This window comes from Pseudonocardia sp. GCM10023141, assembly GCF_042653605.1.
The window spans coordinates 124826-143445 of record NZ_JBHSIR010000045.1; the positions used below are offsets into that span (position 1 = coordinate 124826).

The 18620-nt window shown below is 72.4% G+C and carries 21 protein-coding genes; 10 read left to right on the top strand and 11 right to left on the bottom strand.

All coding sequences use genetic code 11. The features are described 5' to 3' along the window. Positions 1-29: 29 nt before the first annotated feature. Positions 30-782 (bottom strand): site-2 protease family protein, encoded by a 753-nt coding sequence (locus ACFPFQ_RS27260; protein WP_379623748.1) that lies wholly within the window; start codon positions 780-782, stop codon positions 30-32. A gap of 256 nt (positions 783-1038) precedes the next feature. Here ACFPFQ_RS27260 and ACFPFQ_RS27265 point away from each other — a divergent pair, with 256 nt between their 5' ends. Next, entirely contained in the window at positions 1039-1314 is a 276-nt protein-coding gene (locus ACFPFQ_RS27265) for a WhiB family transcriptional regulator (RefSeq protein ID WP_379623818.1), read from the top strand. Between the two features lie 62 nt (positions 1315-1376). Here the strand turns inward: ACFPFQ_RS27265 and ACFPFQ_RS27270 are convergent, their stop codons facing one another. Then, complete coding sequence (locus ACFPFQ_RS27270; protein ID WP_379623750.1) at positions 1377-1853, bottom strand: metallopeptidase family protein; 477 nt, start codon at positions 1851-1853, stop codon at positions 1377-1379. A 125-nt stretch (positions 1854-1978) separates the two neighbouring features. On the opposite strand from ACFPFQ_RS27270, the gene ACFPFQ_RS27275 reads away from it, so the two are divergent. From ACFPFQ_RS27275 to ACFPFQ_RS27300, 6 genes are all read left to right on the top strand, one after another. After that, on the top strand, positions 1979-2326 hold the full coding sequence (locus ACFPFQ_RS27275) for a DUF3499 domain-containing protein (RefSeq protein ID WP_379623820.1): 348 nt from the start codon (positions 1979-1981) through the stop codon (positions 2324-2326). Between the two features lie 22 nt (positions 2327-2348). Continuing rightward, positions 2349-3701 (top strand): phosphomannomutase/phosphoglucomutase, encoded by a 1353-nt coding sequence (locus ACFPFQ_RS27280; RefSeq protein ID WP_379623752.1) that lies wholly within the window; start codon positions 2349-2351, stop codon positions 3699-3701. Positions 3702-3801: 100 nt separating this feature from the next. Next, positions 3802-4047: a Trm112 family protein gene (locus tag ACFPFQ_RS27285; RefSeq protein ID WP_379623754.1), complete on the top strand. Its 246-nt coding sequence runs from the start codon at positions 3802-3804 to the stop codon at positions 4045-4047. 2 nt (positions 4048-4049) lie between these two features. Beyond that, a complete protein-coding gene (locus tag ACFPFQ_RS27290) occupies positions 4050-5138 on the top strand; it encodes an SIS domain-containing protein (protein WP_379623756.1) in 1089 nt (362 codons plus the stop codon). A gap of 48 nt (positions 5139-5186) precedes the next feature. Beyond that, on the top strand, positions 5187-6407 hold the full coding sequence (manA, locus tag ACFPFQ_RS27295; RefSeq protein WP_379623758.1) for a mannose-6-phosphate isomerase, class I: 1221 nt from the start codon (positions 5187-5189) through the stop codon (positions 6405-6407). A gap of 107 nt (positions 6408-6514) precedes the next feature. Further along, positions 6515-7435 carry a cation diffusion facilitator family transporter gene (locus ACFPFQ_RS27300; protein ID WP_379623760.1) on the top strand — a complete coding sequence of 307 codons (921 nt, stop codon included), beginning with the start codon at positions 6515-6517 and terminating at the stop codon, positions 7433-7435. On the opposite strand, the gene ACFPFQ_RS27305 is transcribed toward ACFPFQ_RS27300, so the two are convergent. Then, positions 7422-8075, bottom strand: coding sequence for a DUF998 domain-containing protein (locus tag ACFPFQ_RS27305; protein ID WP_379623762.1), 654 nt, complete (start codon positions 8073-8075; stop codon positions 7422-7424). The two genes, ACFPFQ_RS27300 and ACFPFQ_RS27305, sit on opposite strands and share 14 nt — an antisense overlap. Before the next feature lie 190 nt (positions 8076-8265). Here ACFPFQ_RS27305 and ACFPFQ_RS27310 point away from each other — a divergent pair, with 190 nt between their 5' ends. Continuing rightward, positions 8266-9774, top strand: coding sequence for an amino acid permease (locus tag ACFPFQ_RS27310; protein ID WP_379623764.1), 1509 nt, complete (start codon positions 8266-8268; stop codon positions 9772-9774). Between the two features lie 9 nt (positions 9775-9783). On the opposite strand, the gene ACFPFQ_RS27315 is transcribed toward ACFPFQ_RS27310, so the two are convergent. Beyond that, a complete protein-coding gene (locus ACFPFQ_RS27315; protein WP_379623766.1) occupies positions 9784-10743 on the bottom strand; it encodes an acyl-CoA desaturase in 960 nt (319 codons plus the stop codon). Between the two features lie 105 nt (positions 10744-10848). On the opposite strand from ACFPFQ_RS27315, the gene ACFPFQ_RS27320 reads away from it, so the two are divergent. Then, positions 10849-11514 carry a TetR/AcrR family transcriptional regulator gene (locus ACFPFQ_RS27320; protein WP_379623768.1) on the top strand — a complete coding sequence of 222 codons (666 nt, stop codon included), beginning with the start codon at positions 10849-10851 and terminating at the stop codon, positions 11512-11514. Between the two features lie 93 nt (positions 11515-11607). Here the strand turns inward: ACFPFQ_RS27320 and ACFPFQ_RS27325 are convergent, their stop codons facing one another. From ACFPFQ_RS27325 to ACFPFQ_RS27340, 4 genes are all read right to left on the bottom strand, one after another. After that, the gene (locus ACFPFQ_RS27325) at positions 11608-12393 is read right to left on the bottom strand and encodes a hypothetical protein (protein WP_379623770.1); all 786 of its coding nucleotides are present in this window, start codon (positions 12391-12393) and stop codon (positions 11608-11610) included. A gap of 43 nt (positions 12394-12436) precedes the next feature. Further along, positions 12437-13057: a hypothetical protein gene (locus ACFPFQ_RS27330; RefSeq protein ID WP_379623772.1), complete on the bottom strand. Its 621-nt coding sequence runs from the start codon at positions 13055-13057 to the stop codon at positions 12437-12439. Continuing rightward, on the bottom strand, positions 13054-13743 hold the full coding sequence (locus tag ACFPFQ_RS27335) for a maleylpyruvate isomerase N-terminal domain-containing protein (protein ID WP_379623774.1): 690 nt from the start codon (positions 13741-13743) through the stop codon (positions 13054-13056). The genes ACFPFQ_RS27330 and ACFPFQ_RS27335 overlap by 4 nt, the downstream gene beginning before the upstream one ends. Before the next feature lie 163 nt (positions 13744-13906). Further along, entirely contained in the window at positions 13907-15526 is a 1620-nt protein-coding gene (locus ACFPFQ_RS27340; protein ID WP_379623776.1) for a long-chain fatty acid--CoA ligase, read from the bottom strand. A gap of 131 nt (positions 15527-15657) precedes the next feature. On the opposite strand from ACFPFQ_RS27340, the gene ACFPFQ_RS27345 reads away from it, so the two are divergent. Then, complete coding sequence (locus ACFPFQ_RS27345) at positions 15658-16950, top strand: glutamate mutase L (protein WP_379623778.1); 1293 nt, start codon at positions 15658-15660, stop codon at positions 16948-16950. Here ACFPFQ_RS27345 and ACFPFQ_RS27350 read toward each other — a convergent pair whose 3' ends face one another. The 3 genes from ACFPFQ_RS27350 to ACFPFQ_RS27360 are packed head-to-tail and all read right to left on the bottom strand — an operon-like array spanning position 16951 to position 18619. Then, on the bottom strand, positions 16951-17433 hold the full coding sequence (locus tag ACFPFQ_RS27350) for a hypothetical protein (RefSeq protein ID WP_379623780.1): 483 nt from the start codon (positions 17431-17433) through the stop codon (positions 16951-16953). Then, positions 17430-17966, bottom strand: coding sequence for a SigE family RNA polymerase sigma factor (locus tag ACFPFQ_RS27355; protein ID WP_379623782.1), 537 nt, complete (start codon positions 17964-17966; stop codon positions 17430-17432). Before ACFPFQ_RS27355 ends, ACFPFQ_RS27350 begins: the two co-directional genes overlap by 4 nt. After that, the gene (locus ACFPFQ_RS27360; protein WP_379623784.1) at positions 17963-18619 is read right to left on the bottom strand and encodes a class F sortase; all 657 of its coding nucleotides are present in this window, start codon (positions 18617-18619) and stop codon (positions 17963-17965) included. The genes ACFPFQ_RS27355 and ACFPFQ_RS27360 overlap by 4 nt, the downstream gene beginning before the upstream one ends. Between the last annotated feature and the right edge of the window lies 1 nt (position 18620).

Here is an 18620-nt window from a genome sequence, read left to right on the forward strand (position 1 = left end):
GCCCCGAACGCCCGCACGGGGCGCGCGGGTCAGCGCCAGAACTGCAGCAACGCGCGGCCGGTACCGGCGAGCCGGTCGTTGCCGCCGACCGCGTGGAACAGCGCGTCGCTGGCGGTGAAGAACACCTGGTTCACCCCGGGAACGCCGATCAGGAGCACGAACAGAACCATCGGCGCCCACGGCCTGACCTGCGCGGCAACGGCGCGCGCGCCGTCGGGCAGGAACGGCTCGAGCGCACCGAAGCCGTCGAGCCCCGGGATCGGCAGGATGTTCAGCACGAACGCGATCACCTGGAAGTAGGCCAGGCACGACAGCCCGATCGCGAGACCGATGGGCATCGGCACGAGCACCACCGCGGCGGTGAGCAGCGCGCCGAGCACCAGGTTGACGAACGGCCCCGCCAGCGACACCAGGCTGCGGACGCCGCGGGACCGGATGGCACCGTGGTTGATCCACACCGCGCCACCGGGCAGCGGAATACCACCCAGTAGGAGGAACACGAGCGGCAGGACGAAGGACAACCACGGGTCGGTGTAGCGCCGGATGTCGAGTGTGAGGTAGCCCTTGCCGCGCACCGAGGTGTCGCCGCCGCGGTAGGCGATGCCGGCGTGACCGAACTCGTGCAGGCACAGTGATACGGCCCACCCACCGAGCACGAGAAGCACGATTCCCGTGGTCAGGAGCACCGTGGAGCCGCCCGCCAACGCGGCGCCCGTGCCCAGAGCGGCGAGCACCCCGCCGGCGGCGGACACCACCACCAGCAGCAGGAACAGCGGACTCACTCGGGTGGACACACCGTGCACTTAACCAGTCTGCGCGGTAGTGGACCGACCGGGTGGACCGCGTCACCCGGATGGAAGACTCAACTTGCAATGGCTCGGTCACAGCGTTGTACTTACAGCGGTGTTATTTGGTCGGGGGCGACCATTACGCCGAGCGTGGGGAGGTGGGCGAGTGAACGTGATCACAAACACGCTGACGCTGGTCGAGACGACAGCTGATCAGCTGCGAACCCCGAGCTCCTACGACGGGTCCTTCGTGCTCGTCGACCAGCTCGACGACAACGAGGAACCGGACTGGCAGGAGCGTGCACTCTGCGCTCAGACCGATCCCGAGGCGTTCTTCCCCGAGAAGGGCGGCTCCACCCGCGAGGCCAAGCGCATCTGCTCGGGCTGCGACGTGCGGGCCGAGTGCCTGGACTACGCACTCGCGCACGACGAGCGCTTCGGCATCTGGGGTGGCCTGTCGGAGCGCGAACGCCGACGGCTGCGCCGCGCGGCGTTCGAGGTCGACGTCGCGGCGGGCATGATCTGACGCAAGTTCTGCAACTTCGGGGCCGTGCGATCGTGCGGCCCCGAAGTGCTGTCCGGCGGGAGCTACTCGCCCCCGTCCACCGCTTCCGGCTCGATGTTCAGGTACTCCGCCACCTGCTCCACCAGCACCTCGTGCAGAAGGTCGGCCAGATCGGCACCCCCTCGGGCCCGCGCCTCCAGCGGGCGCCGGTAGAGCACGATCCGCGCCCGCGACGGCAGCCCCTCCGGGTCGACCCCGGCCGGCACGAGCTGCGCGAGCGGCACGCCGACATCGGCGAGCACCCCGGCGCCCCACACCACCTCGTCGGGGGAGGTCTCCTCCACCTCGGGGACCTCGTCGACGGCCAGGTCGAGATCGGCCAGCTCGGATCCCCAGCGCAGCTCGATGGGCTCGAGCGCCTCCAGCACCAGCGCGTCGAACTTCTCGGCGCGGGTGCGGCTGGCGGGCGTGGTGGCGGGATACATCAGGCCACGCAGCCCGCGACCGCGCCGATCTCGCCGGCGGGGCGAGCGGCGCATCGTGCGTCGTGCGGTGGTCACGGGCCGAGTCTAGAGCGCCACCGGCCGTCGTCGGCCAGCGATCGCCGGTTCGAGCGAGATTCCGATGCGCGCGTCGCACCCACATCAGCGGGGGTCAAGGCGCTATCGTCGATGACGTGCTGAGTGTGCGGCGGTGTTCGCGGACCGGGTGCACCGAGTTCGCGGTGGCCACTCTCACGTACGTCTACGCCGATTCCACGGCCGTCGTCGGCCCGCTGGCCACGCAGGCGGAGCCCCACTCGTACGACCTCTGCAACAAGCACGCCCACCGGCTCACCGCCCCCAGGGGCTGGGAGGTCGTGCGGTTCGAGGGCGAGTTCTCGCCGCCGCAACACAGCAGTGACGACCTCACGGCGCTGGCCGAGGCGGTGCGCGAGGCCGGCCGCGTCGATCGCCCCATCGAGGCGGCACCGGCCACCGGCACCGGCCGGCGCGGCCACCTGCGCGTCCTGCCCGGCCCGTCCGAGGACTGACTGCCCCGATAGGGTTTCTCCCGTGACTGACCTGTCGGGGATCGTGAAGGCGTACGACATCCGTGGCGTCGTGGGCGAGCAGATCGATGCCTCGATCGTGCGCGACCTCGGGGCGGCGCTCGCCCGGCTGATCGTGGCGGAGGGCGGTGCCACCGCCGTCGTGATCGGACACGACATGCGCGACAGCTCACCCGGCCTGGCCGCCGCGTTCGCCGACGGCGTCACCGGCCAGGGCCTCGACGTCGTCTCCATCGGCCTGGCCAGCACCGACATGCTCTACTACGCCTCCGGCACGCTCGGGCTGCCCGGCGCGATGTTCACCGCGAGCCACAACCCGGCCAAGTACAACGGCATCAAGCTGTGCCGGGCGGGAGCCACCCCGATCGGCGAGGAAACCGGCCTGGTCACCATCCGCGAGGACGTGGAGGCCGGGGTTCCCGCCGGTCCCGGCGGCGGCACCACCACGGTGCAGGACATGCTGGCCGGCTACGCGGGCTACCTGCGCGAGCTCGTCGACATCTCCGGCGGTCGGCGGCTGCGCGTCGTCGTCGACGCCGGCAACGGCATGGGTGGCCACACCGTCCCCGAGGTGGTCGCGGGCCTGCCGCTCGACGTCGTGCCGCTGTACTTCGAGCTCGACGGCAACTTCCCCAACCACGAGGCCAACCCGCTCGACCCGGCCAACCTCGTCGACCTGCAGAAGCGCGTGGTCGAGGAGGGTGCCGACATCGGGCTCGCCTTCGACGGCGACGCCGACCGCTGCTTCGTCGTCGACGAGCGCGGCGAGCCGGTCAGCCCGAGCGCGGTCACCGCGCTCGTCGCGGTCCGCGAACTGGTCAGGTCGCCCGGCTCGGCCGTGATCCACAACCTGATCACGTCGCTGGCCGTGCCGGAGATCGTGCGCGAGCACGGCGGGCAGCCGGTCCGCACGCGGGTCGGCCACTCGTTCATCAAGCAGACGATGGCCGAGACCGACGCCGTCTTCGGTGGTGAGCACTCCGCGCACTACTACTTCCGCGACTTCTGGCGCGCCGACTCGGGAATGCTGGCCGCGCTGCACGTGCTGGCGGCGCTCGGCGAGCAGGCCGGCACGCTCTCGGAGCTGATGGCCCGGTACGAGCGGTACGCCGCGTCCGGTGAGATCAACTCGACGGTCGGTGACCAGGCCGGCCGGGTCACTGCCGTCAAGGACGCCTACCGCGACCGCGCCGAGTTCGACGAGCTCGACGGGCTCACCGTGCGGCTGGCCGACGGTGCCTGGTTCAACCTGCGCGCGTCCAACACCGAGCCGCTGCTGCGGCTCAACGTCGAGGCGGCCGACGACGCCGCCGTCGCGACGCTGCGTGACGAGGTGCTGGCGATCGTCCGCGCCTGACCAGGAACGGGCCCCGGGCCGACCGTTCCCGGATTCTTCGGGCACGACCCGCCGACTACTGGCAGCATCGCTCGCACCCGCACGACGAAAGAGGACGACCGTGGCTGTTTCACTCGACCCCCAGCTGATGGACATCCTGGCCTGCCCGACCGAGGACCACGCCCCGCTGCGGGCCGGCACGGCGAGTGATCCCGATGCCGACGTGCTGACCTGCACGCAGTGCGGTCGCCGCTACCCGGTCGTCGACGGCATCCCGGTGCTGCTCATCGACGAGGCGCTTCCCCCGGAGGGCGCCTCCGGCCCTGCGCCGACGGGCGCCTCCGGCCCCGCTGCAGGCGGCGCCTGACCGTGCTCGACGACACCCTGCTCGGCGATCCGGCAGCGCTGGTCGCGCTCGACACCGCCGGTGTGCTGCGTGCGGCGGCCACCGCGGGGGCCCAGGTGCGGTCGGCGGCGCAATCGGCGCTCGACGTCGGCGTCGGTGACCTCGCCGGCACCCGCCCGCGGGCGCTGGTGCTGCTGCGCAGGCCCGGCGCGTCCACCTCGGCAACGGGCATGATCACCGCGCTCGTCGGGGCAGCCGGGGCCGTGCCGATCGTGGTGGCCGACACCGTCCCCAGCTGGATCGGACCGCTCGACGTCGTGGTGGGCCACACCGCCGATGCCGAGGACACCGAGCTCGCCGACTCCGTCGCGCTCGCGGTTCGCCGCGGCGCCGAGGTGGTGCTGTCCGCGCCTGCCGACGGCCCGGTCGCGTCCGCCGGTGCCGGCCGGGTGCGGTTGGTGGAGCAGCGGATCCCGGTGCCGCCGGGGCTGGACCTGCCGCGCGCGCTCACGGTCGCGCTGACCACCGTCTCGGCGCTCGGCCTGCTGCCGGTCCCGCTGGAGCCCGGGATGGACGTGCTGGCCGACGTCCTGGACACCGAGGCCGAGCGCAACCAGCCCGGCCACGAGCCGTTCATGAACCCGGCGAAGTCGCTCGCGCTGCGCCTGGCCGACCACACGCCGCTGCTGTGGGGTGCCGATCCGGTCGCCGCTGCCGTCGCTGAGCACGCGGCGGGCTCGCTGGCAGCCCATGCCGGGGTCGTGGCACACGCCTCCGACGTCGCGCGGGGTGCCGCGCTCCCGGGCCTGCTCAGGCTGCTGGAACAGGTCGCGAGCCACGACGTCTTCCACGATCCGTTCGACGACCCGGCGGAGGCACAGGCACCACCGGCCAGGCTGGTGCTGATCGGCACGGCCGAGGAGGATCCGGGCCAGGTCGCGCTGCGTCGGACCGGCCGTCCCTTCCCGTCGGCCGACGTGGTGCACCCTGTTGACGAGGTGGCGCGCGGCGTCCGGCACGCAGCACTGCTGCGCGCCGCGCTGCTCGCCTCCCGGTTCGACGCGGCCGCGGTATACCTGGGGTTGGCCACCCGCACGATCGCCCCCGCCTAGGCGCCGCCTGGGTGCAGGGCCCGATTCGCGAGGAGCGCGCAGACCATCGTGGAGCTGCTGGACAACCCGGTGCGGCCATACGCATGGGGGTCGCGCACCGTGATCGCCGAGCTACTCGGCCAGCACGTGCCGTCCCCCCACCCGCAGGCGGAGCTGTGGCTCGGGGCGCACCCGGCCGACCCGTCGCGGCTGGTGCACGCCGACGGGCAGCGCACGTCGCTGCTGGAGGCGGTGCAGTCCGATCCCGAGGGCCAGCTCGGCGCCGATCGCGCGCTGCGCTGGCACAAGACGCTGCCGTTCCTGCTCAAGGTGCTCGCGGCCAACGAGCCGCTCTCGCTGCAGGCCCATCCCAGCATCGCGCAGGCCCGCACCGGTTTCGCGCAGGAAGAGGCCGCCGGCATCCCGCTGGATGCGCCCGATCGCAACTACCGCGACGACAACCACAAGCCGGAGCTGATCTGCGCGCTCACCGAGTTCGACGCGCTCGTCGGGTTCCGCGACCCGGCGGCCAGCATCGCGCTGCTGCGGGCGCTGGACGTGCCGGAGCTGGCTGGGCACGTCGAACTGCTCGCCGCTCAACCCGACGCGTCGGGGCTGCGCGCGCTGTTCACCACGTGGATCACGCTGCCGCAGTCGATGCTCGACAAGCTGGTTCCCGCGCTGCAGGCCGGCTGCGTCCGGCTCGCCGGCGGGGACGACGGCGCGTTCCGCACCGATGCCCGCACGATGCTGGAGCTCTCGGAGCTCTACCCCGGCGACGCGGGCGTGCTCGCGGCCCTGCTGCTCAACCGCGTCACGCTGCAGCCGGGGGAGGCGCTGTTCCTGCCGGCCGGCAACCTGCACGCCTACCTCTCGGGGGCCGGCATCGAGCTGATGGCCAACTCCGACAACGTGCTGCGCGGCGGCCTCACGCCCAAGCACGTCGACGTGCCGGAGCTGATGCGGGTGCTCGACTTCGCCGCCGCCCCACCGCCGGTGATCACCGGCAGCCCCGACGGTGACTGGATCCGCTACGACACCCCCGTCGAGGAGTTCCTGCTGCGGCGCCACGAGTCGCCCCGGCCGAACGCGGCTGGAGTCGCGGTACCCGACGGCGGCGCCCGGATCCTGCTGTGCACGGCCGGTGCGGCCTGCGTGCGTTCCGACGGCCGGGACCTCGAGCTCGCCAGGGGCGCCTCGGTGTGGCTGGCCGCGGGCGACACCGGCGTCACGGTGCACGTCCGGGAGCCCGGCACCCAGTTGTTCCTGGCGGGCGACGGGCTGGCCTGAATCCCGTCGAGAACGCACCTGCGGTGATCCACAGGGCCTGTTGATCACGGCAACCACGTTCTCGACGGCGTGGTCGGATGGGGAGTCCGGTTCGGTAGGGTCGCCGCGTGGCAGCACACGGTGGTACGCGGGCGATCGTCGCGGCTCTTCTGGCCAACGCGGGGATCGCGGTGGCCAAGCTCATCGGCTACCTGATCACCGGGTCGTCCTCGATGCTGGCGGAGTCGGTGCACTCGCTCGCCGACACGTCCAACCAGGGGCTGCTGCTGCTCGGTGGCCGCCGGGCGAAGCGCGCCGCCACCGACGAGCATCCCTTCGGCTACGGGCGTGACCGCTACTTCTACTCGTTCGTCGTGGCGCTGCTGCTGTTCACGCTCGGCTCGGTGTTCGCGCTGTACGAGGGCATCCACAAGCTCGAGCACCCCGAGCCGCTGTCGTCGCCGCTGGTGGCGGTGGGCATCCTGGTGGTCGCGATCGGGCTGGAGGGCTTCTCGTTCCGCACCGCGATCGTCGAGTCCCGCCCGCTCAAGGGCGCGGCCACCTGGTGGCAGTTCATCCGCCAGGCGAAGGTGCCCGAGTTGCCCGTCGTACTGCTGGAGGACTTCGGCGCGCTGATCGGGCTCGTGCTCGCACTGCTGGGCGTCGGGCTCTCGGTGCTCACCGGCGACCCCGTCTTCGACGCGCTGGGCACGATCGCGATCGGCGTGCTCCTCGGCGTCATCGCGATCATCCTGATCATCGAGATGAAGAGCCTGCTCATCGGCGAGGGGGCCACGGCGCCCGTGCTCGCCACGATCGTCGACGGGCTCACGGGCGGCGACGTCCAGCGCGTGATCCACATCCGCACCCAGTACCTGGGTCCGGAGGAGCTGCTGGTGGCGGCGAAGATCGCGCTGACGCCTGGCCTGCAGGTCGAGGCCGTGGCGCGGGCGATCGACGAGGCCGAGGCGCGGGTGCGCGCCGCGGTCCCCGACGCCCGGCTGATCTACCTGGAGCCCGATCTGGACCGCGTGGTCACCGTCGGCTGAGCTGCTCGGCGGCCACCGCCGAGATGCACGCCATCCCGGCGAGCACGCCCGCGAACATCGTCACGGTGCCGAGCGCACCACCCGCCATCGCCCAGGCGTCACCGGCGATGAACACGATGCCTGCCAGTCGGGTCGCCGCAGCGATGCCCGGGCGCCCGGCACGGGAGTAGTGGCGGCCCAGCACGAAGCAGGCGGTGATCATCGCGAGGAACGCGAGGGAGCCGCACACCATGTGCAGCGTGCTGTGCCAGCTCATCGTTGCGGGTACGGCGTCGTTGCCCGCGGGGAAGCCGTTGCCGGGATCCATCACGAACACCCCGGCCAGCGCCGTCCCGATGCCGTTGACGAGCAGCAGGCGGGGCACCCACGTCCCGCCCGGCGTTCCACGCAGCACGCGACCGAACCCGAACGAGCCCGCGATCGTCAGCGCCGCGGTCACGAGGAAGTTGGTGATCTGGATCCAGCCGAGGTCACCGGTGCTGAGCTGGCTCAGCGGGTGGCGCAGCAGGTCGAAGCCCTCGCGGGTGAACGCCTGCGCGAGCCCGACGATCACGAACACCGGTGTGGTGGCGACCGCGCAGGCGAGCAGCAGCCGGGTCGATGCGGTCGTGGTGCTCGGGGTTGCGACGGTGGTGGTCATGGTGGTCCTCCCGGTCGCCGGGTGGATCCCGGCCTCACCTCTGCGTCGAACGGGCGGTGGCGGTTCTCGACACGGCCTCGAAGATCCTCGAGAGCCACCTCGACGGTGCCGATCCGCGTCGGCCTCATGACTGCATCAAGCTCCGCCTAAGTTCTGGTCGCGCCGGTGCTCGCCTGGTTAGGGTCCGCGGATGGCCCTTCGTGACAGACAAAACGGGATCATGCGGACAAAATCCGTGGAGCAGTCCATCTCCGACACCGACGAGCCCGACACCAAACTCCGCAAGGACCTCGGCACCTGGGACCTGATCGTCTTCGGGGTCGCCGTCGTCATCGGGGCGGGCATCTTCACCCTGGCGGCGAGCACGGCGGGCAACGTCGCCGGCCCGTCGGTCTCGCTGGCGTTCGTCATCGCGGCCGTGGCCTGCGGGCTCGCCGCGCTCTGCTACGCCGAGTTCGCCTCGACGGTGCCGGTGGCCGGCAGCGCCTACACGTTCTCCTACGCGACGTTCGGCGAGTTCATCGCCTGGATCATCGGCTGGGACCTGGTGCTGGAGTTCGCCGTCGCCTCCGCGGTGGTGGCCAAGGGCTGGTCGTCCTACCTCGAGACGGTGTTCAAGCAGTTCGGCCTCGACGTGCCCAGCTCGGTGGCGCTGGGCCCCATCACGGTCGACTGGGGTGCGCTGCTGCTCATCGTGGTGCTGACCGTCCTGCTCGCGCTCGGCACCAAGCTGTCGAGCCGCGTCAGCCTCATCCTCACGGCGATCAAGGTGGCCATCGTGCTGCTGGTGATCATCGTGGGCATCGGCTACATCAAGGCCGAGAACTACACCCCGTACATCCCGCCGGCGTCCGAGGGCGGCGCCGGCGCGGCCACCGGGCTGTCGCAGTCGCTGATCTCGGCGATCGGGGGCGGGCTGAGCAGCACGTACGGCATCTTCGGCCTGCTGGCCGCCGCCGGGCTGGTGTTCTTCGCATTCATCGGCTTCGACGTGGTGGCCACCACGGCCGAGGAGACGAAGAACCCGCAGAAGTCGCTGCCGCGCGGCATCCTGGGCTCGCTCGCCATCGTGACGGTGCTGTACGTGGCCGTCGCGCTCGTGCTCACGGGCATGGTCAACTACACCAAGCTCAAGACCCAGCCCGACGGCTCCCGTGCCACGCTGGCCACGGCGTTCTCGGAACTGGGTGTCAACTGGGCGGCCACGGTGATCGCCGTCGGGGCGCTGCTCGGCCTCACCACGGTGGTCATGGTGCTGCTGCTGGGCCAGATCCGGGTGCTGTTCGCGATGTCGCGCGACGGGTTGCTGCCGCGCGGCCTGGCCGTCACCGGCAAGCACGGGACGCCGGCCCGGGCCACGTTCCTGGTGGGCGGGATCGTGGCGGTCGTCGCCACGTTCTTCCCGGTCGGCGCGCTGGAGGAGATGGTCAACATCGGCACGCTGTTCGCGTTCGTGCTGGTGTCCATCGGGGTGATCATCCTGCGGCGCACCCGCCCGGACCTCGACCGTGGCTTCCGCACCCCGCTGGTGCCGCTGGTGCCGATCTTCGCGGTGCTGGCGTGCGTGTGGCTGATGCTCAACCTGGCCGTGGAGACGTGGCTGCGGTTCGTCATCTGGATGGTGATCGGCCTGGTCGTCTACTGGGCCTACGGGCGGACGCACTCCCGGCTGGCGCCGGGCAACGCCGGGAAGCGCTGAGCTCCGCGATCAGGCGGCCGCGCCGGGATCTCCCGGCGCGGCGAGCCTGGCGAGGCGGCGCGGGGTGGGCCAGCGGACGTCACGCGCCCAGCCCAGTTTCTCGAACGCCCAGATGACGCGGGCCGAGATGTCGATCTGACCGCGCCCGACGCCGTGCCGCGCGCAGGTGGGGTCGGCGTGGTGCAGGTTGTGCCAGGACTCGCCCATGCTCAGCACCGCGAGCGGCCAGACGTTGGCCGACCGATCTCTGGCGGCGAACGGACGGTCGCCGATCATGTGGCAGATGGAATTGATCGACCACGTGACGTGCAGCGCGAGCCCGGCGCGGACCAGCCCGGCCCAGAAGACCGCGGTGAGCGCGCCCCACCACGACCAGGTGGCCAGGCCGCCGACGAGTGCGGGCAGGCCGAGGCTGACCGCCGTCCAGACCGGGAACAGCCGCGAGATCCGGACGATCGCCGGATCGCCGAGCAGATCCGGCACGAACCGGGCGGCGTTGGTCTTGTCGTGGCCGAACAGCCAGCCGATGTGCGCGTGCAGGAAGCCCTTCGCGAGCCCGGCCGGTCCGGTGCCGTGCAGCCACGGCGAGTGCGGATCGCCCTCCTTGTCGGAGAACGCGTGGTGGCGCCGGTGATCGGCCACCCACGTGATCACGTCGCCCTGCTGGGCCAGGCTGCCGGCGACGGCGAGCGCGCTGCGCAGCGCGGGGTGCGCGGTGAAGGAGCGGTGGGTGAAGTGGCGGTGGAAGCCGACCGTCACGCCAAGCACGCTGATCGTGTACATCCCGGCGGCGAGCCCGAAGTCGAGCCAGCTCAGGCCCCACCCCCAGGCCAGCGGGACGGCGGCGGCGAGCGCGAGCACCGGGATCATGACGAACACGATGACCAGCAGGTGCTCGACGGTCGACTTGCGCCCCTCGACGATCGGACTCGCGAGGGTGGCGGACGTGGACGTGATCGAGCTGGTCACGGGGATCCTCTGCGGCATGTCGCGGCGCAAACACTACGGTGTAGCGCTACGGTCGACGCTACGGCGTAGCGGCCGATCCGACAAGGTGTGATGGCGGAGGGAGCGGTGAACGTGGAGGATCGGCGCCCGGCGCTGACCCGGGAACGGGTGTTCACCACCGCACTGGCCCTGATCGACGCCGACGGGGTCGACGCGCTGTCGATGCGCAGGCTCGGCAAGGCGCTCGACCGCGACCCGATGCGGCTCTACCGGCACGCCGACAGCAAGGACGCGCTGCTGGACGGCGTCGTCGAGCTGGTCGTGTCCGAGCTCCGCGTGCCCGCTGCCGAGAACGGCGACTGGGAGGGTGCGCTGCGTCGTACCGCGCACGCCTACCGCGAGATCACCCTCGCCCACCCGCACGTCGTCCCGCTGCTGGTGACACGCCCGCTCGCCACGCCGCTCGCCCGGCGGCCGCGCGGCACGTTGCGCCCGCTCGAGGACCTGCTGGAGCTGCTCACCACGGCCGGATTCGGCGCGCGCGAGGCGCTCTACGCCTACCGGCTGTTCATCGGGTTCCTGCATGGCCACGTGCTCAACGAGCTGCAGGAGCGCCTCGACGATCCCGACGAGGCCGACGACGTGCTCCGGCTGGGCCTGCAACTGCTGCCGATCCGCGAGTTCCCCCGGCTCCGTGAGCTGGCACCCGCACTGGCGGTCTACGACGGTGCCCGCGAGCTCGACGAGGGACTCGACATCGTGCTGGCGGGGCTGCGGGCGCGGGTCGGCTGAGCGCCCGGTGCGCCCCGCCGAGTTGCAGGAAAGCCACTTTCCTGCAACGACGTTGCGGCAAAGTGGCTTTCCTGCAACGGGGGCGCCGCCGGCTCAGACCACCTCCGACACGCCGTTGGCGGGAGCCAGCTGCACCGACCCCGCGAACGTCAGCGCGTCGCGGCTCAGCGTGAGCAGCACCCCATTGGGGTCCGTGCCCGGCGGCAGCACCACCAGCGCGGCGAAGCCGATCGTCATCGGCAGCAGCAGGCACAGCGAGTAGATCGGCATCCACGTGTAGTTGCGGCGCGGCACCTTCGGGTCGCGTGCCGACATCAGCGCAGGCCAGGCCGGTGGGAGCGTCATCAGCGCCATCCTGGCCCACAGCACGAAGGCCACCACCCCGACGCTGCCGACGACCATGCTGAGCGTCCCGGACGCCGCGTCGCCGGTGACCAGCGCGACGATCAGTCCGAGGCCGGTGATCTGCAGTTGCAGATAGGGCAGCACGAACAGCACCCCGAGCACGGCCGCCATCGTGCCCAACGCCGGGCTCGCGTACCTGTCCTCGAGGAAGTCGCCCTGCGTCAGGTAGCCACGGGCCCTGCCGAGCGTCCACAGCCGCTTTGCGAGGAAGAACAGCACGACGTACCCGATCGGCACGTAGGGCAGCGCGTACATCGCGGCGACGCCACCGGAGAACGCGAGTCCGGCCATGCCCAGGAAGGTGAACGTCGTGAACACCTCGCCTGCCTGCAGGAACCACATCGTCACCGCTCCGAACCGGCGGCCGCCGACGGCCCACTCGGCCAGGTCGGTTGCAGGACGGCGCCGCCCCGGGAAGCCGAGGACGCCGATGAGCACGATGCCGGCGAAGGTGAAGGCGAGCGGCGTGGTCATCGATCGTCCCGGCCCCTGGCCGCCATCGGGCGCACGGCTCTGCTCAGCCCGCCGCCGGCGCGGGTTCGCGGAGCAGGACCATCTCGGCGGCGGGCTCGTGCGGCTGCGACGGCGCGCCGTCGACGTGCAGGCCGGCGCGTTCGCGGGTGCGTTCGGCTGCGAAGTGCACGTCCTCCTGCCGCGCCCAGCGCTCCCAGTGCGGGCGGTAGCCCTCGCCGTCGCGCTCGATGCCGCGCCGGAAGCGCTCCGCGCGCGGCGCCTCCAGCCACGCCACCAGCACGGCGTGCGCCGCGATGATCCGTGCCGCGGACCCGACGCCCTCCACCAGCAGCACCGCAGGCGTCCCGATGTCGTGCTCCTCCGCGTAGCCGCCCCGCTCCCAGTCGTAGCGCCGGTAGCCGGCGGCGTGCCCGGCCAGCAGCGGCGCGATGATCCGCTCGAACAGCTCGGGGACGGCGGCGGCGAGCCCGTCCCACCCGGGGTACAGGTCGTCCATGTGCACGACGACCGGATCCGGGAGTGCCGCGGCCAGCCGCTCGGCCAGCACCGTCTTCCCGGAGCCCGACGGCCCGTCCACGCACACCAGCCGGGTGCCGCCGCACCGCGGCTCGCTCACCAGCACCCGCTCGGCGAGCGCCGCGAAGGTGACGACCGGCGCGCTCACCAGAGCAGGGGCAGCTCCGCGGCCGCCGCGCCCAGCTCCCGCCGCTCCCGACCGCCGGGTGGCACCCGGCCGGTGCCCAGCAGCGCCCACCGCTCGTCGGACCAGTCCTCGGGGGCCGGCCAGCCCAGCAGCCCGTCGAGGGTCTGGCGGACGAGTGCGAGCGGCTCCGGCCGCGGTCCCGGCCGGTTGAGGTCCACCACGAGGTCGAGGTGGTGCACCGCCGCCTCGACGGCGAGCGTCACGATGAGGTCGTCGGCCCGCAGCATGTGCTCGCGGGTGGCCAGCGTGGCGTCCGAGGGAGTGCGCGCGGCGAGCGTGACGACGGCGCGGGTCGTGTCGCTGAGCGACCGCGTCAGCGCGGTGAGGGTCCAGGCGCTGGACATGGTCCGCTGGGCGCGCAGCGCGGAGAACTCGGGATCGTGGTTGCCGCTCCCGTCGGACCAGTACGTGACGGCGTCCCGGTCGGGCGGACCGGCGGCGGGTGTGGCCAGCGCGACCAGCGCGGCCTGCGCGTCCTGGAGCAGTTGCAGCAGCAGATCGCGCACGACCCAGCCCGGACAGCGCGTCGGTCGCCACGCGTCCTCCTCGTCGATCGACAACGCGATCGTCGTGAGGTCGGAGTACGCGATGCGCAGTGCCGAGAGTGCCGGGCTCGCCGGCGTCACGCTCGCCGGCCATGCGGTCATGGGTCGTGCTGATGCAAGTCGTGCGGTCGTCATGTCCTGCCGTCATAGGTCGTGCAACATCACAGCTGCAGTAAGGCGCCGCGCTGGGCCGGCAACCCGGTAGCCACCGAACTTCTCACGGCGGCCCATCCTTCGCGAACGCGGCGCGCCGCACCGCGCCCGCCTACTGCGGTCCGGACACCCGGTAACCCCCGAACTTCTCCCGCAGCGTCTTCTTCGAGAACTTGCCGACGCTCGTCTTGGGCACCTCGTCGATGAACTCCACGGCGTCGGGCAGCCACCACTTGGCCACCCGCGGCGTCAGGAACTCGATGACCTCCTCGGCCGTCAGCGTCTCGCCCGGCTTGACGACCACGCACGCCAACGGCCGTTCCACCCACTTCTCGTGCGGGATCGCGATGACGGCGGCCTCGGCGACCTTGGGGTGCGCCATGATCTCGTTCTCCAGCTCGACGGACCCGATCCACTCGCCGCCGGACTTGATGAGGTCCTTGGTGCGGTCGACGAGCCGGACGAACCCGTAGCGGTCGCCGGAACCCACGTCGCCGGTGCGCAGCCAGCCGTCGTCGGTGAACTGGGCGCCGCCGCCCTCGCCGCGGTAGTACTCCTTCGCGATCCACGGGCCCGCGGCCTGGATCTCGCCGGTCGCGAGGTCGTCCCACGGCTGGACCTCACCCGATTCGGGGTCGACCAGCCGGATGTCGACCAGTGGTGCGGCCTGACCCTGCCGGGCCCGGATGTCGGCCCGCTCGTCCTCGGTCAGCGCGTCGTGGTGGGAGCGGGAGGTGGACATCGTGGCGATCGGGCTGGTCTCCGTCATGCCCCAGGCCTGGGTGATCGCGAGGCCGATCGCGGTGCGGTAGGACTCCGACAGCGACCGCGGCACCGCCGACCCGCCGCAGAGGATCAACCGCAGCGCCGACAGGTCGCGGCCCTCGGTCAGGGGCAGCATGCCCATCCAAATGGTGGGGACGCCTCCGGTGACCGTCACCCGGTGCTTCTCCAGCAGCCCCACGATGGCCTGGGGGGTCATGTTCGGGCCCGGCATCACCATGTCGGTGCCCGCCATCAGGCAGCCGTAGGGCAGCCCCCAGGCGTTGGCGTGGAACATCGGCACCACCGGCAGCACGACGTCGCGCTCGCGCAGTCCGAACGCGTCTGCGGTCAGCGTGATCAGCGAGTGCAGGACGGCGGAGCGGTGGCTGTAGACGACACCCTTGGGGTTGCCCGTGGTGCCGGACGTGTAGCACATCGCCGCCGCGGTGTTCTCGTCCTCGACGACGAACGTGCCGGTGAACGGCGTGGCAGCGGCGAGCAGTTCCTCGTAGTCGTGCACCCGCGGGTCGTCCGGGATCGGCACATCGGCGCCGTCGTCGATCACGATGAAGTGGCGGACCGTCTCGATCTTGTCCACCAGCGGCCAGAGCAGCGGCAACAGCGAGCGGTCGACGAAGACGACCTCGTCCTCGGCGTGGTTCACGATGTAGACGAGCTGCTCGGGGAACAGCCGGATGTTGAGGGTGTGCAGCACGCGGCCGGTGCACGGCGCCGCCAGGTACAGCTCGAGGTGTCGCCCGGTGTTCCAGCAGAACGTGCCGACCCGCCCGTCCGCGGAGACCTCGAGCGTGTCGAGCACCGCGGCCAGCCTGCGCACCCGCTGCGCCCAGTCGGCGATGGTCGTGGTCGTCTCACCGTCGGCGTCAGCGGTGACGATCGTCTTGTGCCCGAAGTACTGCTCAGCGCGGTGGAAGACGTGTGGCAGGGACAGCGGACGATCTTGCATCAGTCCGAGCATCGGAGCTCCCGTGCGATCGGCGTGCCGTGGGTCCCGGCACGCTACCCAAACCCGCACCGACAGACCATCTGCATCAGGAGGGGCGCCCCGATCCGCACCTATGACTAGGCTCCGCAGTTGTGACGCCCAGTGATCAGGCCGCAGCGGTCTGCCTCGACGTGGGCTCGACCTGGACCAAGGCGGTGCTCGTGCACCCCGACGGCGGGCTGGCCGGGTTCGCCGAGCACATCACGACCACCGGGGACGTGCTGGCGGGCATGGACGCCGCGGTGCGGGCCGTCTCCGCCGCCGGCTCGCGCAAGTCGGGCGTCGAGCCACAGCTGCTGGCGTGCTCGTCGGCAGGTGGCGGGCTGCGGCTGGCGGTGATCGGGTCGGAGAAGCTGCTCACCACCGAGGCCGGGCACCGGGTCGCCTGCTCGGCGGGCGCGCACGTGGTCCACGTCCACGCGGGACCGCTGGAGCCCGCGGACGTCCGGCTGCTGCGCGGGACCCGGCCCGGGGTCGTCCTGCTGCTGGGCGGCGGCGAGGGCGACGACCCGGCGGCCCTGCTGCACAACGCGAGCCGCCTCGCGAGCGCCCGCATCCGCTTCCCCGTGGTGCTGGCCGGCAACTCCGCGGCCCGTGAGGACGCGCTCGCCCTGCTGGCCGGTTCCGGGCGCACCGTGGTGGCCTGCGACAACGTGCTGCCCGGCGGTGGCGAGATCGTGCCGGGACCGGCGCGGGCCGCCATCGCGGAGCTCTACGCCCGGCACGCGCTGGGCGGTCGCGGTCCCGCTGTCGCACCGCGGTTCCGCAGGCTGGTGCGGGTGGCCACGCCCGACGCCGTCGGGCACGCCGCCACGCAGCTCGCCCGCATCTGCGGTGCCCGGGTGCTGCTCGTCGACGTCGGCTGCGCCACCACCGACGTGCACTCGGCGCTGGGCGACGAGGGCCGCCACACCGTCGAGGGCGATCTCGGGGTGCGTGCCGCGGCAGGTGGCGTGCTCGTCGGGGCGCAGACCGAGGGCATCGTCGACCCGGTGGAGGCCGACCTGCTCGGGCCCACCGTCGAGCGGATGGCCAGCGAGGTCGGCTACGTGCCGCGCGACGCCGGCAGCGCGGCTGAGGACCGCCGCATCGCGGCGCTCGCCGCCGTCGTCGCGGTGCGCCGCCACCTGCGCACCCATGCCGACGCCGGACGCGACCTCGGGCTCGTGGTGCTCTCCGGCGGGGTGTTCCGCCAGCGGGATCCGTGGGGTGGGCTCGCCGCGGTCGAGTCGACGCTGCGCAGCGACCCGGTCGTGGCCGCCGCGCTGGCCGACGTGCCGGTGGTGGTGGACGCCGACTTCACCGTCGCACCCGCCGGGCTGCTCGCAGCGCACGGCCGCGCGGGGGCTGCCGAGTCGCTGCTGCGGGATCACCTGCTGGGCTGATCACCCGCTGCGCGTGGCCGCCGGCCCCGGTACCTCGGTGGTCACCGGCTGCGGGGCCCGCACGCCGGGGTCGGCGGTGCGCGGGACCGCTACCGTCGGCGGTGTCGTCAGCCCCGGCAACGAGGGTGCCTCGCTCGTCGTCGTGAGGGGGGGTGGGGGCAGTTCCCGCGTCGGTTCCGGCGCCGGGGTGACGGTGGCCGGCGTGGACGGCGCCTGCTGCGGGAACGGGTCCGTGGTCGCCGGAGCGCTCGACGGTGGCGGTGCGGCCGGCTGCACCGCGGGTGGGCGGGCGGTGATCAGGGCGACGCCGCCGATCACCAACACGGCCACGACGGCGGCCGCGGCGGTGGCGAGGTGCTGGCGGCGGCGCCGGAGCACGCCCTGGCGGCGCTGGACGCCGTCGAGCAGTGCGGTGGCCGAGATGCCGTCGTCGAGTGCCGGGTCGTGCAGGCTCGCGCGCAGCATGGCCTCGGGGTCGGTCATCGCCGGCTCCCTTCGCTGGTGCGGTCGACGGACAGGGTCCGCAGCGTCGCCAGCGCCCGGCGGGCGTGGGATCGCACGGTGGACTCGCGGCACCCGATCAGCGCGGCGATCGCAGCGTCGGGTTGGTCGTGGTAGTAGCGCAGCACGAGCACGGCGCGCTGCACCGGTGGCAGCCGCGCCAGCGCGCCCAGCATCTGGTCGCGCTCGACGAGACCGTCGTCGGCGCCGGGAACGCTGGCCGCGCGGTGCTGCGTCGGGTCGGCAACCGGGCGTTCACCGGAGGAGAGCCTGCGGCGCCACGACAGGAAGTCGTTGAGCACCGCCTTGAACACGTACGCGCGCACGTCGTCGGCGCGGCTGACCTTCGCCCACGCGAGCCCGACCCGGGCGAGGACGTCCTGCACGATGTCCTCGGCCCGGTGGTGGTCGGTCGTCAGCCTGCGTGCGAACCCCAGCAGCTCCGGGCCGTGGGCCAGCACGAAGGCATCGAACGACGATGCCGGGTCGCTCCCCGGCGCTGCTGCGGCCGTCATCGCACCTGCCCCGACGTGATCGCCGAAGCGTAGACGACCACGTTGTCGACGTAGCTGTGCGCCGCGGCGTCGAACGCACCGCCGCAGGTGACCAGCCGCAGCCCCGCATGGTCGATGTCGCCGTACACCTCGCTCGCCGGGAACGCCGCCTTCGCGTACTCGACGACCCGGTCCACCCGGAACGTCGCGACCGAACCGTCGGCCCGGGTCACGGAGACCTCGTCGCCGGGGCGCATCGCGCGCAGGTCGAAGAACACCCCGGGCCCTGCGCGCGCCGAGTCGACGTGCCCGAGCAGCACCGACGGTCCGAGCTCGCCCGGCGTGGGCGAGTTCTCATACCAGCCGGCGTCGGGCGAGTCGACCGGTGGCACGGCCACCGTGTCGTCGGCGTTGAGGCCCAACCGCATCAGGCCGGCGTGCACGCCGATGGCGGGGATGTCGAGGCGCACCGGCACGGACGGGCCCAGCGTCGCCGCCGGCGTCGAGGCGCCGGGGGCAGCGGCAGGCACGACCGGGGTGCCCTCGACCCGCGTCACCGCGGGCGGTTCCCCGGCCATGCCGACCGCCACCGCCCCGCCCCCGACGAGCGACAGCACCACCGCGGCGGCGGCGATCAGCCGTCCGGTGCGTCTACTGCCGAGCGTCTCGTCCACC

Excerpts from the sequence above, each read along its gene's own strand:
- ACFPFQ_RS27305 (WP_379623762.1), bottom strand. The coding sequence starts at position 8,075 with ATGACCACCACCGTCGCAACCCCGAGCACCACGACCGCATCGACCCGG.
- ACFPFQ_RS27350 (WP_379623780.1), bottom strand. The coding sequence starts at position 17,433 with ATGACCGACCCCGAGGCCATGCTGCGCGCGAGCCTGCACGACCCGGCA.
- ACFPFQ_RS27310 (WP_379623764.1), top strand. The coding sequence starts at position 8,266 with ATGGCCCTTCGTGACAGACAAAACGGGATCATGCGGACAAAATCCGTG.
- ACFPFQ_RS27335 (WP_379623774.1), bottom strand. The coding sequence starts at position 13,743 with ATGACCGCATGGCCGGCGAGCGTGACGCCGGCGAGCCCGGCACTCTCG.
- ACFPFQ_RS27340 (WP_379623776.1), bottom strand. The coding sequence starts at position 15,526 with ATGCAAGATCGTCCGCTGTCCCTGCCACACGTCTTCCACCGCGCTGAG.
- ACFPFQ_RS27355 (WP_379623782.1), bottom strand. The coding sequence starts at position 17,966 with ATGACGGCCGCAGCAGCGCCGGGGAGCGACCCGGCATCGTCGTTCGAT.
- ACFPFQ_RS27325 (WP_379623770.1), bottom strand. The coding sequence starts at position 12,393 with ATGACCACGCCGCTCGCCTTCACCTTCGCCGGCATCGTGCTCATCGGC.